Annotated in this window: 14 protein-coding genes; 5 read left to right on the top strand and 9 right to left on the bottom strand. The window is 52.7% G+C overall.

Annotated features, from left to right (window positions below):
• Positions 1-32 precede the first annotated feature (32 nt).
• Together VMT71_05670 and VMT71_05665 are read right to left on the bottom strand one after the other, a co-directional pair.
• On the bottom strand, positions 33-413 hold the full coding sequence (locus tag VMT71_05670) for a YtxH domain-containing protein (protein ID HVN23439.1): 381 nt from the start codon (positions 411-413) through the stop codon (positions 33-35).
• 46 nt (positions 414-459) lie between these two features.
• The gene (locus VMT71_05665; protein HVN23438.1) at positions 460-870 is read right to left on the bottom strand and encodes a hypothetical protein; all 411 of its coding nucleotides are present in this window, start codon (positions 868-870) and stop codon (positions 460-462) included.
• 204 nt (positions 871-1,074) lie between these two features.
• Here VMT71_05665 and VMT71_05660 point away from each other — a divergent pair, with 204 nt between their 5' ends.
• Positions 1,075-1,800: an MBL fold metallo-hydrolase gene (locus tag VMT71_05660; protein HVN23437.1), complete on the top strand. Its 726-nt coding sequence runs from the start codon at positions 1,075-1,077 to the stop codon at positions 1,798-1,800.
• Positions 1,793-2,545 (top strand): hypothetical protein, encoded by a 753-nt coding sequence (locus tag VMT71_05655; protein ID HVN23436.1) that lies wholly within the window; start codon positions 1,793-1,795, stop codon positions 2,543-2,545. Before VMT71_05660 ends, VMT71_05655 begins: the two co-directional genes overlap by 8 nt.
• Positions 2,546-2,617: 72 nt before the next feature.
• On the opposite strand, the gene VMT71_05650 is transcribed toward VMT71_05655, so the two are convergent.
• From VMT71_05650 to VMT71_05640, 3 genes are all read right to left on the bottom strand, one after another.
• Positions 2,618-2,806 carry a ferredoxin gene (locus VMT71_05650; GenBank protein HVN23435.1) on the bottom strand — a complete coding sequence of 63 codons (189 nt, stop codon included), beginning with the start codon at positions 2,804-2,806 and terminating at the stop codon, positions 2,618-2,620.
• 106 nt (positions 2,807-2,912) lie between these two features.
• Positions 2,913-4,256 carry a pitrilysin family protein gene (locus tag VMT71_05645; GenBank protein HVN23434.1) on the bottom strand — a complete coding sequence of 448 codons (1,344 nt, stop codon included), beginning with the start codon at positions 4,254-4,256 and terminating at the stop codon, positions 2,913-2,915.
• Positions 4,257-4,288: 32 nt separating this feature from the next.
• Positions 4,289-5,722, bottom strand: coding sequence for a pitrilysin family protein (locus VMT71_05640; protein HVN23433.1), 1,434 nt, complete (start codon positions 5,720-5,722; stop codon positions 4,289-4,291).
• Positions 5,723-6,434: 712 nt separating this feature from the next.
• Here VMT71_05640 and malQ point away from each other — a divergent pair.
• Positions 6,435-7,928 carry a 4-alpha-glucanotransferase gene (gene malQ / locus VMT71_05635; GenBank protein HVN23432.1) on the top strand — a complete coding sequence of 498 codons (1,494 nt, stop codon included), beginning with the start codon at positions 6,435-6,437 and terminating at the stop codon, positions 7,926-7,928.
• A 13-nt stretch (positions 7,929-7,941) separates the two neighbouring features.
• Here the strand turns inward: malQ and queF are convergent, their stop codons facing one another.
• A complete protein-coding gene (gene queF, locus VMT71_05630; protein HVN23431.1) occupies positions 7,942-8,403 on the bottom strand; it encodes a preQ(1) synthase in 462 nt (153 codons plus the stop codon).
• 1 nt (position 8,404) lies between these two features.
• Positions 8,405-10,072, bottom strand: coding sequence for a glucose-6-phosphate isomerase (gene pgi / locus VMT71_05625; GenBank protein ID HVN23430.1), 1,668 nt, complete (start codon positions 10,070-10,072; stop codon positions 8,405-8,407).
• A 558-nt stretch (positions 10,073-10,630) separates the two neighbouring features.
• Here pgi and VMT71_05620 point away from each other — a divergent pair.
• Positions 10,631-12,145, top strand: a complete 1,515-nt coding sequence (locus tag VMT71_05620; protein HVN23429.1) for an amidohydrolase — start codon at positions 10,631-10,633, stop codon at positions 12,143-12,145.
• Between the two features lie 16 nt (positions 12,146-12,161).
• On the opposite strand, the gene VMT71_05615 is transcribed toward VMT71_05620, so the two are convergent.
• On the bottom strand, positions 12,162-12,686 hold the full coding sequence (locus VMT71_05615; protein ID HVN23428.1) for a nitroreductase family protein: 525 nt from the start codon (positions 12,684-12,686) through the stop codon (positions 12,162-12,164).
• 184 nt (positions 12,687-12,870) lie between these two features.
• Here VMT71_05615 and VMT71_05610 point away from each other — a divergent pair, with 184 nt between their 5' ends.
• Positions 12,871-13,212, top strand: coding sequence for a PAS domain-containing protein (locus tag VMT71_05610; GenBank protein ID HVN23427.1), 342 nt, complete (start codon positions 12,871-12,873; stop codon positions 13,210-13,212).
• A gap of 9 nt (positions 13,213-13,221) precedes the next feature.
• On the opposite strand, the gene VMT71_05605 is transcribed toward VMT71_05610, so the two are convergent.
• Entirely contained in the window at positions 13,222-13,878 is a 657-nt protein-coding gene (locus VMT71_05605; GenBank protein ID HVN23426.1) for a hypothetical protein, read from the bottom strand.
• Positions 13,879-14,471 lie beyond the last annotated feature (593 nt).

The following is a 14,471-nucleotide window of genomic DNA, read 5'->3' as shown; positions in this document are numbered from 1 at the left end:
TAAATGGCTTCGGTTTGCTGCCGTGCTTGCCTTCAGTCGCTTTCCGATACTTTCGCCTTTTCCTTCTGATAAGCCTCAACTCCAGCTTCTACAGCACTTGTCAGCAGGGTCTTCTTTTTTTCTATGAAGTCTTTGCCCTTTTCTATGCCGCCATCGATGGCGCTGGTAAGCAGGGACCTGTTCTTCTCAACAAAGCCGCGTCCCTTCTCGACCGTTGAAGAAGCCGTCTCCTTGGCCTGCTCGAAATAGCCTTCCGCCTTTTCTTTCACGTCATCGGCAAATTCTCTGATCTGTCTTCTTGTCTCGCTCCCTGCTTTGGGCGCCAGCAGAAAAGCAACAGCCGCACCCGTAATTCCTCCCAGAAGAAACGAAAGCAATATTGCGCCCGCGCCAACTCCAGACTCTTCTCTCATCCTCTACCTCCTTTTAAGCAACTATATAACGCAACCCGCGCACACATCATTTTTTTCGTAAGCCTTTTTCAATGACCGAAAGTGCCACCCTCACTCCCGCCCTGATGCCTGAGACTCTGCCTGAAACGGCTGAGCTTATGCCTTCTATGTCTGTGCCCAGGCGTCGGGCACTGTCGCTTACCCGCCTCACATTGTCACCGACTGCTCTGGCAGCACCGGACACCTCCTTTACATCGCTCATTATGGCTATGGCCTCTTCTGTCACTTCTCTCAGACTCTTCAGCGCGAGGTTTGCCTCTGTGATGGCTTCGGGGAATGATTTTGCCGCGGCCTCAGTGAGTGGCCGCAGAGCGCGAATCACTTTGAGTATCTCAAGTAGGGTAGCCACCACCACTACCATGAGAATAACAAGTGCCACCGTCGAAATACCCAAGAAGACCGTGTTCAAGACAGCCATTGCGACCTCCCCTGCCCGCCTAGTGTAAATGCTTGTTTTAGCATAGTCACTATTTTCGGTCCTGTAAAGCGGAAAGCGTGCAGCGAACAGACTCGCGAATCCGCTTCAGAGTCGCTTGCAAAGAAGGGGCCAATGGTTTAATGTATGCGTGGGACCAGCGCGCTGCATTCCGGCGTGATCTTTATACATCCAAGGAGCACCTCAATGACTGAAGTCACAAAGGGCGTCTATTTCATCCAGGGGCAGGACGAGATGATACCCGATTCGCACATGTATGTCATCGGTATGCCCTCATCAGAAGATCTCACAGTTGTTGACGCCGGGCTCGCCGGAAAGGGAGCGTACAAGCTCCAATCCCTCACAAAGGCCGGTCTCAAGCTCTCTGCGATACGAAGGATCATTATGACGCACACGCACCTTGACCATATCGGCTGCCTGGGCGAAATCATGAAGGAGCTTCCTTCAGCAGAGCTTTGGGTACACGCATTCGAAGCGGACCCGCTGGAACAGGGCGATGACAGAGGCGTCTACGGCATGCAAATGTTCAAGCAAATGTGCCAGGCGCAGTACAGGCTCAAAGACGGCGCCTTCACATTCAAGGTACACCGGAAGCTGCAAGGCGGAGAAGCGTTGGAGATCGGGGACATGAAATGGGAAGTCCTCCATATTCCCGGCCATTCGATGGGCGGCATAGCGCTCTACCACAAGGCCCAGGGGATTTTAATACCGGGAGATGTCATCTACGCTGATTATGCGATAGGCCGCTTTGATCTCCACGGGGCGGACGCGTCTCAGCTGAAGCAGTCACTGATGAATCTCGCGGGCATCGAGGTCAAGATTCTGCTCCCGGGTCATAACCGCATCGTTCCAAATGTGGCCAAAAACTACATCCTCGAGACAGCGAACCAGTGGGCGTCTTATCTTGAATGACCTGGCGGCCGGGTCTCCCGACACAACAAGCAACCACCCTCTGAAATGCGCCTACAGGGTGACTCAACCGGGTGAAATAGATCTATTTGCCGCCGACTTCCTCCAGGTCTCTGTTTTTCATCGGTGGCCGAACGCCCTTGATACCATGCTCAAGACGGTCGATGCCTGCCGCACTTCACACAAAAGATATGTGATCCACCCGGTAGAATATTTTCTTGCGGAAATACGGCCGGAGCGCAGAAAAATCATGATGGACGACCTGCGCTTGATGGCCAGGAACGCGGACCTGGCGCTTATCGTTCACGACGAGTCGACGCGGGGGAAAAAGAGGCTCGTTGATGAAGAAGCCGACGCCTATCGTGAAGGTCTCGGCGAACTCTCTCGCTTCTGTGTCGTCTCGATAGAAAACTCAGGCGCAAACAAGGACATCAAACTCTTCTGGAGGGAGTACGCCACATCGATCACCCTGGACATAGGTCACCTGGAGGTCGCCGGGATAGATTCCATCCGATTTGTCAAAACTCTGGAGCCTGATCTTGTTGAGAAGGTCGACTTTGTGCACATGCACAGGGTCAACGGAGTTCGCGGGGGTATCAGGGACCACTGGGGGTTGACTGAAGACTGCAGAGAATTGAAGGCTCTCAAAGAACTGCTGATAAGAAAAAAGAACCTTCAGGTTATTCTGGAGATCATCGAGGCTGAAGACGTGGAAAAGAGTCTCGACCTTCTACAGAGCCTGGCCTGATGCCGAGCGGTCTAAACGTGTCACGGGTGCAAAGGCAGACGGATCTGAGCTGGAACCCTCAGCCCGTCAATTTCACTCTTCGATAATAATGGCCTCGACCACGCACTCGTCCGCAGCCTCCTTGCATGCTGCCTGCAGTTCCTGCGGCACAGTGCTCATTTTCACGCGAGCAATGTCATCCACCATTTCGAAAATATCGGGACACACATCAACACAAGCGCCGTCGCCCACACAAGCTTCTGCATCGATCCTGACTTTCATGTGGATGCCTCCTTTACCTGTCGCCGACTTTTTACGTTCTCATTTCCTTTTTCGCAGTAGCCCCCGGACACCCGCAAGCGGGTTTGACAACTCATAGCTTGCAACCCTATCGGGTCTGGCTTTCCGCCCCTGTCTCTTTGAGGTTTGCCACCTCTACGAGAATATAATCATCGGGGTGCAGATACAGCTTTGCAACTCTGAGTACATCCTCGATCGTCACCGCCTGAATGAGTCCAGGGTATCGATCGACATAATCAAACCCGAGGCCGAAATACTCGACCTGCAGTAAGAGACCGGCTATACCTTCCTGAGTGATGAGTCGTAAGGGAAAGCTCCCGATAAGATATTTTTTTGCGCCCTCCAATTCCTTTTCTGAAACCGGGGCGCTGCGCATCTTTGACATTTCGGCCAGCGCGAGGTAAATAGCCTCGGAAGCCGAGGTGGTCTTCGTCTGAAGAACGATGCGGAAAGACCCCTGATACTTGCCTGCATCGTAGCTGCTGGAAACCGAGTAAGCAAGACCTCTTTCTTCCCGTATGTCGTGCATGAGACGCGAGCTGAGCCCGCCACCGCCAAGGATATAATTCATGACGCTGACTGCATAAAAATCAGGATTGTCTCTTCTGATGCCTTCATGGCCGATAACGACGTTGGCTTGTGTGAGGGGCCGGTCAATGTTCACTCTCTTTGAGCCTCTCTCAGCCTTTATCTCTAAAGAGGGTGCAGGCGTAGCGGCCTGGTTCCATGCGGAGAGTTGCGTCAGCACCGTATCCTTCAAGTCTCTCTCGCTCACATCTCCCACAATAACCATGACACTACTGCCGGGGCCGTAACACGAATGGTGAAAGCGGCGCAGACTCTCGGTCGTTATATGTTCTACTGATTCTCTGGTCCCGATCACGGGCTGTCCGTAAGGCCCCGGGCCATAAAGAGCGTTCAAGAAGGCCTTGTCAGCGACTTCCCCTGGCCGGTCCTCTGAAGCCCTGATGGCCGCAAGGGTTCGTGCTTTTTCGTTCGCGACCTCCTGCTCGGGGAAGGCAGGCTGACTCAGTACCTCCATGAAAAGTTTCAATCCGGCGTCAAGGTCTTTCTTGAGCACACGGAAGGAGATCACCGCGTAATCCCTCCCAGTGTCAGAAGAGAGAGAAGCACCCATGAAATCGAGCTGTTCATTGATGCCAGCCATGGTCTGTTTCGCTGTGCCGAAGAGCAGGGCTCTTGCGGTAAGGCTTGCCAACCCTCCCTGCCCGTTTGGGTCTCTTCTTGCCCCTGCATGGATGAGCAGTTTGAACGTCACGAAGGGGAGCGTCTTTTCTTCGGCGTTTATCACGATAAGACCATTCGGCAGCACACTTCTCTGTACGGGCGGCATCGCGTGGAGCGAGCCGAAGGAAAGCGCTATCCACACAACGACTCCCAATGTGAAAACAAAGCGCTTACGCAGTATCACAGGTGAGCCTCCAGCATAGAAGAAACTCCTTGCTATCTGACTTGCTCCTCGGTGCTCGCCGATGAAGGACTTGTGGCGGTCTTCGAGGGCGAAACCGGCCTTAGAATTACTGTTGTCCTGTTGTCGGGTGTGAGATAGCGCTTCACTACCCGTTGAATATCCTCTGCGGAAATGGCGCGAATGGACGGGAGATAGGCATCAATGTTCCTCCAGCTTGATACCATCTCGTAACGGGCAAGCTGTGACGCCTGAGAGAAGATGGAGTCCTGCTGAAAGATGAAGCTTGCCTCCAATTGGTTTTTTGCTTTCTGCAATTCCCGTTCACTCACGGGCTCACGTTGCAGACGCTCTATCTCCTCATCCGTGGCCCTCTCAATATCCGTCACGCTTTTGTCGGGAAGAACGTCAGCGCTTATGGTAAAGAGAGACGGGTCCTTTGAAAGCAAAGGGTGAGATACCCCAACGGCAAGTGCAAGTTTCTTCCCCCGGACTAGGCTGGACTGGAGTCTCGAACTTTCACCCCATCCAAGCAAAGCCTCCACGACCTCGAGAGCGTAACTGTCCCGGCTCTCCTGGACATCCTGAATCTCGGACGCGCCCTTGTCCGACAGTCCCCGCAGATTGGGCACGTGGAATCCCATTACCACTGAAGCGAGGCGTGCCTCTCTTTTTACGGTAATTCTCCGCTGTCCGTTGTGCGGCTCATCAATCGAAACCCTCTGCCCAGGCAATACCCCCCTTCGTATGGCTCCAAAGGAGCGCTCGATCTTCTCAAGAAGAGTCTTCTTGTCAAAATCGCCGACAACCACAAGCACCGCGTTGACAGGATTATAGAAGCGTTTGTAGTACGCTTTGACATCCTCGAGTCTCAGTCGAGCAATATCTTCCATCCACCCTATCACCGGCCAGTGATACGGCTGCGATTGAAAGCCCGCAGCCCACAACTGCTCCCACGCGACCGCTTTGGGATTGTCATCAGTCCTGAGCCGCCGCTCCTCCATCACTACCGATCGCTCTGTCCGAAAACCTTCCTCCTGCAGGACGAGATTCTGCATCCGGTCAGACTCCAGTTCCAGTGATACACCGATCCGGTCAGATTTAAGATTCTGGAAATAAGTCGTGGAGTCGGCAGAGGTAAACGCATTGTGCTGCCCTCCGTTCTCCTGAATGATGCGGGCCAGTTCTCCCGGCCCTACTCTTTCCGTGCCCCTGAACATCATGTGTTCGAGCAGGTGAGAAATACCTGTCTTGCCGTACTCCTCATTTCTGGATCCTACACGATACCAGACTTGAAAGGTAATGACCGGAGCCTTGTGATTTTCCAGCAGCAATACCTTGAGCCCGTTCGACAGAACAGTCTCTGTTACCAGTCCTTTAAGGTCACCTGCAGATGAATATGGAGACAGGGTAATGACAAGAACAAGAAAAGCAAGGCACACCAGGAAGAAATTTGCCGAGCACTTCATATGTCTTGGCACCATTATACTGAAAGGTATTTTTCAGGGTGACGCCTGATTCTAAGGGGAGACATGTGCCTTGTCAAGGCCTTTGACGTAGCGCTGTTGTACGTGGAAGGTTACGGGATTACAGTTCCCCCGGCACAACGCCCCACAGCAAAGAACGGAAGGTTTTTTCTCAGTTCACACAGCGTGACTCAGCTTCCGCCAACCGGGACATATACTTCTTCATCAGCAGCGTCTCAACCTTCAGGATAAGTTCAGGCGCCTGAAGGCTCTTGAACTTCCGGTAGCGGGCGCAGCTTAGTCCCAGCAAATGGCAAAGCTGTAACACGGTGGTGTTGAGTTGCTTCCGGTTCTCAATAGTTCTTGCTGTCCTGCTTCTTGTCTGACGCATACAGGACGAGATTGCAATTCGCATGCCCAGCCGAACCGACACAGCCGCCGGTGGAAACTGCGCGGAAAGAAAGAGGGGAAGCGAACAGGCTGCAAGCCTTGCCTGCTAAGGGCCAGTGTCAAGAATGCCCCCGACGAAAAATATTTCCTATCACAGTGCCATGCACGTTCCGACTCGAAGACCTGTCCCGCCGGGCAGGATTCCGTCTTCGGAAGAGGACAGTTCTCCAAAGCAGCCTTTTCGACAAGACTCATACCCTGTGTTATTATACCAAGGCTTGCATGTTGCATACTCTTGGTAGATCAGCCTGACGGAGGCAACCGGATGAAGAGAAGAGGAAGCGGTATTCTTCTGCATATCACATCGCTCCCCTCCCCTTTGGGCGTGGGAGATTTGGGTCCATCAGCTTACCGGTTTGTCGATTTTCTGGTTGAATCAGGACAAAGTTATTGGCAGGTTCTTCCTCTGGTGCCGACCATGCCCGTCCATTTGAATTCACCCTATGCCGGTACCTCTGCCTTTGCTGGCAACACGCTTCTCATCAGCCCCGAACTTCTGGTGCATGAAGGACTCCTGGAGGCGGCCGACCTTCAATCGGCTCCGCACTTTCCCGAGGATCGTGTAGACTACGCAGCTGTCCACGACTATAAAGGGAGCCTGTGGCAGCGCGCATACGAGCGGTTCAAGACGGCCACGCCCGATGCAGCGTGGACGCGGTTCTGTACCGAGGAAGCGTGGTGGCTGGAAGGGTTCGCTCTCTTCACGGCCATCCGAAACCATTTTACAGGGCGCGCCTGGAGCCACTGGCCAGAGGGGCTGCGCGACCGGCAACATGATGCTCTACGGGACATTCAGCACACGCTGTCCGGACAAATAGAAATGGAAAAGTTTCTGCAGTACCTTTTCTTCAAACAGTGGTTGGAGCTCAAAAAATATTGCAATGAAAAGGGTGTACAGATCATCGGCGATATTCCCATCTACGTAAACGGTGACAGTGCGGATGTGTGGGTCTATCCGCACTTGTTCAAGCTTGATGAGAAGAAAGAGCCCTGGGTCGTGGCAGGTGTGCCTCCCGATTATTTCAGCAAAACAGGGCAGCGCTGGGGCAACCCCATTTATGACTGGCAGGCGCTAAAAGACTCTGGTTATTGGTGGTGGGGACGACGTATTGCTGCGAGCCTGAAGACCGCTGACTTTGTGAGAGTCGACCACTTCAGAGGTTTCGTCGGTTACTGGGAAGTACCCGCTACTGAAGAGACAGCCGTCAACGGAAGATGGGCGGAAGCACCGGCCATGGATTTCTTTACGCAACTTTCCAGAAAGTTTCCTTACCTTCCCATCATCGCAGAAGACCTGGGTGTGATCACACCGGACGTGCGCGAAGTCATGAACCATTTCGAATTTCCAGGCATGAAGATTCTGCTTTTCGCCTTCGGCCAGGACATGCCGCACAATCCGTATATACCGCACAATTTACCGAAAAACTGTGTGGCTTACACGGGAACCCACGATAACAACACGACAAGAGGCTGGTTTCAAGGTGAAGCGTCACTCGACGACAAACAACGCCTTTTCCGTTACCTGGGGCGGGAGATTTCTGAAGAAGAAGCTTCCTGGGAACTCATACAACTGCTGATGAGATCTGCCGCCAACACAGTGATCCTGCCCCTGCAGGATGTGCTGAATCTCGGCGCAGAAGCACGCATGAACACGCCATCTACCAAGAAGGGGAACTGGCTCTGGCGCTCCGCATCCGATCATCTCACTCATGACATCGCGACCCGATTACGCGAGATGACTCATACCTACGCGCGGTAAGGCCTTTATTTCCTCAACGGCCCCTGTAAGGCGCAACGCCCTGGTCAGGAACCCAGAGCCCTTGAGGCGGCTCCCCTGTCTGCCAGAAGACGTCTATGGGCATACCGCCACGCGGGTACCAGTAGCCGCCTATCCTGAGCCAGTCAGGCTTCAGCAACTCCACCAGAGATTTTGCAACCTTAATGGTGCAGTCCTCCTGAAAGGCCCCGTAATTGCGGAAGCTCGCGAGAAAAAGTTTCAGCGACTTACTTTCCACGATCCATTGAGCAGGCACATAATCGATCACCAGGTGCGCAGAATCGGGCTGACCGGTGACCGGGCAGAGAGACGTGAATTCAGGGGCGGCAAACCTGATCAGATAGGTTGTATCAGGGTGAGGATTGCGTACCCTTTCCAGTTTTGCTTCTGCCGGGCCTTTCGGGAGCTTCGCCTTCCTGCCCAGTTGTGTCAACCCACCGTAACGAGATCGTGCCATGCTATGACCGCCCTGCCTCTTCTCTCAGCTCCTTAAAGAAATTGATGAGTCCGTTCGTCGAGCCGTCATGCGTAGAGACCGGACGACTATCCCGCAGTTCAGGTTCTATGCTGCGCGCGAGCTGCTTGCCGAGTTCCACGCCCCATTGGTCAAAGCTGAAGATATTCCAGATGACGCCCTGTACGAAAATCTTGTGCTCATACATGGCGATCAGGCTACCCAATGTGCGCGGCGTCAGTTGTCTGAAAAGGATTGAATTCGTAGGTTTGTTTCCTTCAAAAACCCTGTAAGGCAGCAACCGTCTTATTTCTTCCTCGGTGCGCCCTTCCTTCTTAAGTTCAGCGTGAACCTCTTCACGGGTTTTTCCTCGCAGCAACGCTTCGGTCTGAGCCATGAAGTTTGCAAGCAGGACAAGGTGATGTTCACCTATCGGGTTATGACTGATGGCAGGAGCCAGAAAATCGGCCGGTACCAATGGCGTACCCTGATGAAGCAGTTGATAGAAGGCGTGCTGTCCGTTGGTGCCCGGTTCTCCCCAGATGATCGGCCCCGTCTGATACGTCACGTGCTGACCGCTCCTGTCGACCGATTTACCGTTGCTCTCCATGTTCCCTTGCTGAAAGTAGGCAGGGAACCGGTGCATGTACTGATCGTAGGGAAGGATCACCTCGGTTTCACTTCCGAAAAAATTGCGATACCAGATACCAATCAGCGCCAGAACAACAGGAATGTTCTTCTCGACAGGCGCAGATCGGAAATGTGAATCCATTTCAAATGCACCCTGGAGCAGTTCAAGAAAATTCTCGTAGCCGATAAAACAGGCGATGGACAGCCCGATAGCTGACCAGAGGGAATAGCGTCCTCCTACCCAGTCCCAGAAAACAAACATGTTCTCTTTATCGATACCGAAGGCTCCCACTTCCTTTGTGTTCGTTGATATCGCTACGAAGTGCCTGGCCACATGCTCTCGCTTCTTGGCGTAACTGAGAAACCACTCCCTCGCTGTCAACGCGTTGAGCATGGTTTCCTGCGTGGTAAATGTCTTTGAGGCGATCATGAAAAGCGTTGTTTCCGGATTCAGTTTCTTCAGCGTCTCAACGATCTGTGTGCCATCCACGTTCGACACGAAGTGCACTGCCAGGCTATCGGCAGCATACGGCCTCAGGCACTCGGTCACCATAACCGGACCCAGGTCTGATCCGCCGATGCCGATATTGACAATGTCTCTCATGTCTTTGCCTGTAAAGCCGTTCCACTCGCCGGCACGGACGCGCTCGGAAAAGACCTTCATCTTTTCGAGAACCATTTTCACTTCCGGCATGACATCCGATCCATCGACCAGGACCGGCGCACCCCCTCTGTTCCTGAGCGCAGTGTGCAGGACAGCCCGATTTTCAGTCTCATTTATTCTGTCGCCGGCAAACATCTTTTCGATGGCTTCGCCAAGATCGATTTCTCGAGCCAGCTGAAAGAGAAGTTCCATTGTCTCGCCGGTTATCCTGTTCTTGGAATAATCGACAAGCATGTCGTTGAACCTGAGCGAAAACTTCTCGAAGCGTTTCGGATCTGCGGCAAAGAGATCCTTCATGTGGAGATTGCGCACGCGGTCGTAGTGCTCATGAAGTTTTCTCCAGCTTGCGGTTCCTGTCGGATCCATATTCTTCAACATGTGAGCACCCCGCTTACGTCCCCTCCCGGCAAAAAACTTCATCCGTGATCCGCTGTGCCTCCTTCATAACTATCGACCGACTCCATACTAAACCAGCATCATTCCCTTGTCAACGCGATGCGTGTACCCGGAAAGAGAATAGCCGGGCATTCGACGCGCAACATCGGAATCACTTCGCCGACCGATCAAACTCCTCCTCATTCCAACATGAACGGAAAAATGGGCAATCAGGACAGTTGTGCGTCTTCTTCTGTTCGATGAAGTAGTGTTTACCGCCCATACCCTTGACGCCATTCTTTGCCATTTCGTCTATGCAGGGAGGTGTTCTTGATTTGCATCCGTGCTTGTTGTCGCAGTTTATGCAGTACCCGGTCTTCGGTTTTATAGCTAAGTTCCTTCCTACAGGTGTTCTGAGTCTATAGAAAGGATTCCATTCGGTCAAGCGTATCCCACCTAAATCAAATATTGACAACTGCGTTTCTTGGATGTTAGAAGTCGATATCAGACGACCAATTTCGTGATCCACCATTATCATAACCGCGACAAAGGAGGTCACACATGTTCGTGAACAGAAATTTTCTCTTCGCCTCGGCCCTGCTTGTCTGTCTATGTATCACCCCTTTGTATCATGCAAACGGGCTGGAATTGACACCGGCTATGAAAGACGCGATCTCATGGATCGACCAGAACAAAGCAACATATCAGGAGACAGCGAAATACATCTGGCAAAACCCGGAACTGAGTCTTGTAGAATTCAAGTCGTCGGGCAAACTTCAAGAGTATCTTGCGGCTAATAGCTTCAAAATAGAAAAGGGCGTTGCCGGCATGGCGACAGCCTTTGTAGCCATCTGGGGTTCGGGAAGACCTGTGATCGGCATACTCGGTGAATTCGACGCTCTTCCCAACCTCTCCCAGGAGGCCGGCGTTACCACGCGCAAACCAATTGTCGCCGGCGCATCGGGACACGGCTGCGGCCACAATCTTTTCGGCACATCGAGCGCCACCGCAGCAATAGCCATGGCAAAAGCAATGGAAAAATATGGAATCAAAGGAACGATTAAATTTTTCGGTACGCCCGCTGAAGAGACCCTCGTCGGCAAAGTGTACATGAACAGGGATGGGGTCTTTGATGGTGTTGATGCGATGATTGACTGGCACCCTCAGGACCTAAACGGCGTAGGCTACAGCTCATTGCTGGCTCTCGACAATATTAAGTTTCGCTTTTACGGTAAGGCGTCCCATGCCGGAGCCGCTCCGGAAGCCGGAAGAAGCGCACTCGACGCCGTCGAGCTCATGGATGCAGGAGCAAACTTCATGAGGGAGCATGTACCCCAGGAAGCAAGAATACATTACGTGATCACCAAGGGAGGCGAGGCTCCGAACGTGGTCCCCAATGTTGCTGAAGTCTGGTACTTCTATCGCGCGCCGAGGAGAGCTCAAGTGGACGAGATGAGAGCCTGGCTCATCGATATCGCAAAAGGCGCTGCGTTAATGACACAGACCAAAATGGAGTACCAGATCTTGACCGCCGTGTATGAGCGGCTCACCAACAGGGCACTCGCGCAGATGGGGGATCAGGCGGTCAAGGCTGTCGGCGCTCCACCCTTCACTGCGGAAGACCAAAAGTTTGGGGAAGCCGTGATCGAAAGTCTCGGGAGAAAGGCGGATGGAGAAGCTTTTACCACAAAAATCACTACGCCCGATTTCAGCAAGACCTTCCCCGATGTCGAATTCGGAAAAGCATCTGCCGACTTGAATTACACGTGGAGATTCCCTTCTATGACCTTTGCCGTGGCGACGTACGCAAAGGGCACGCCGGCCCATTCGTGGCAGGCGGTATGCACGACCAGCACTGATCCTGCGCTGAAAGCAGGCCTTCAGGTGAGCAAGTACATGGCGGTTTCAGGGCTTGAGCTTATGTCGGATCCAAAGCTCCTGCAGGATGCAAAAGCAGAAATGGATGGCTACGTAGCAAAATTTGGCTACAAAGAGCCCATACCCAAGGACGTGAAGGTGCCGAGCTTCAAGGACCTCTACGGCATCGAGCCGAGCGCTGTCCCCGGCGTAAAATAATCGGGTGGAAGACGCTTCACCGATCGTAGGTATTGTACCGTATCTTCGTATAGTCCAGCTGCTCCCTGGCAATCGGCGTCCTGGACTCGGCCGGGACGCCCAGGGCGATAATGGATAATACCTTGAGATGTGCCGGAAGGTGAAGGAGCTCCTGGACATACGATTCGGCGCTCTTCTCACGAGAATGCGTCCTGTTCCTGATCTGGCACCAGCAACTCCCGAGCCCGACTGACTGCCCTGCAAGCTGTGCCAGGATTGACGCGATTGAGCAATCCTCGATCCACACGTCCGACTTTGTCTCGTCTCCGCAGATAACGATCCCCAGAGCAGCATCTTTGACAAATTCGGATCCATGCTCTTTGGTTTTTGAAAGCTTCTGGAGCAGATCCTTCTGGTCCACAAATATGAATGTCCAAGGATTAATACCGCGGGAAGACGGAGAGCGGAGGAGGGCCTCCTTTATCACATCAACCGTCTGAGTGTCGATGGCCGTGGCCTTGTATTTCCTGATGCTTCGCCTTTCGCGCAGGATCTCTATCATAGAGCACCTCCCGGGTCGTTGTTTTCTGCACTTCGCGGGGGTCATTATATCATCATTCAACAAAGGCAGGAAAATGTCTGCACATCGCCTGGATGGTCTATCTTGAGCTAGCTCGAGGCTTTGTGTTACCATCTTCGCCTGCACTGACCGCAGCGCACGAACAATCACGAGGAGGATGCCCGGGATGGACGAAGCCACGTTAAGGTCAATACTCGATGCCCTGCCCTTCCCTGTAGTTTTTGTTGATACCAGCCACACGATCAGGTTCATGAACAAGAGGGCAAAGTTTCATTATTACGAGGAGCGGGGCTACCGCAACCTCATAGGCACATCAGTTTTCGAGTGCCACAATGAGACAAGCAGAGAACGGATAGTAAAGATAGTTGAGAGATTCAAGAACCACGGGCGAGAAGTCTTTCTAACGGTCACTGACAAGAATGAAAGACTCTACGTCACACCTGTCAGGAATGATGCGGGTGAATTGATCGGCTATTTCGAGCGGTTCGAGGGCAATTTCCAGAAATAGCGGCGTTCTTCAGGGCTTTGGCGTGGCTTTGGCCTCAAGGTAGGGTTTTTTCTGCAGCCGCTCTGGCTGCGGCACTGCGTAAAGGAAGACAAAGCCCTTGCCCTTATCGCTGCCTACAGAACACTTCGCATTGAACCCGTAGTAGACAATCACTCTGAGCGCTTCTCTTGCGGCTCCCTCGTCAGATCCAAAGCTGAGGAGTGCGTTCTTCCCCTTTGCCACCCTCCATTCACCGCCCAACTTTTCGACCCTCAGCAGATACGGATCAAAGGTGACATGCTCCCCGCCCGGCACCTTGCCTCTTGCCGCCTTGCCTGAGACGAGCATGTAGGATAATTTGGCGTTGGCCGCAACGCATAGCTCGTTTATCCCGAACTGCTTGATAATACCCATAGACCGAACCGCCTCGTCTCTGCTGTCAAAGGTCGAGAGGGTTCTCAAAGGCGCTGCAACGAGGTCTACGGAACGTCTGTCAATGAAGTAGGCCAGCTGAACGCTTCCGGGATCAAAGTAAACGCACTGCTCCTTGATGCCTGGCCTACTCCGGGTTACTGCCTGATTCTGAATCTGAAGGTGGGTGTCAGAAGCAACGACTGGAAGCGCACTGAGGCACAGAAGCAATGCGGCTTCGACGATCATGGCCATCAGCAAGGCTAACCTTTTCATGGCCGGGCCCCTCTCTTGGTCCCTACTCTGATCCTAGCATTAATAATGCCATAAGGCAAGTACCAAATGATAGCCATATGTTACGTGTCACAGGGACTCTCGTGAAAGCCAGGTTATCGATAACAATATTTACACTTTAATACAAAAACTCAAGCAGAGAGCGATCTTACAGAACTGTAAGTATTTTGTGCATTTACAGTTTTCTTCAACTGCTCATAATTATTAGTTTATTACCTGGCACAAAATTTTGCGTGTCACATTTTTACAGGCATTGCGCGGGCGTATGCCTTCTTTTTTACAGTCATGCGAAAGCTCGAGCGGCCTGGCGCACTGGTATCCGCTGTCGGCAGCCTATAAAGGATGCAAATTCCTTGACAACGCCGCTGATCAAAAAATATAATCGTTCGTACTCATTCCAAGTGCCATCAGAGCCCTCTCAGTAACGGAAAAAGGAGGAGACATGAAAGCGTCCGTCGCAGGATTTCTCATGGGTCTGGCAGTGGTCGCTGTGATTTGCACAGTCGGCTATGCGCAGGAAGATGTGTCGAAGTATCCGAGTAAACCCATAACCTATATCGTTCCTGTAACGCCGG

It is taken from the genome of Syntrophorhabdales bacterium (assembly GCA_035541455.1).
Taxonomy (GTDB): Bacteria; Desulfobacterota; Syntrophorhabdia; order Syntrophorhabdales; family WCHB1-27; genus JADGQN01.
Note: the sequence above shows the minus strand (reverse complement) of the source record. Positions and strands in the feature narration are given on the sequence as shown.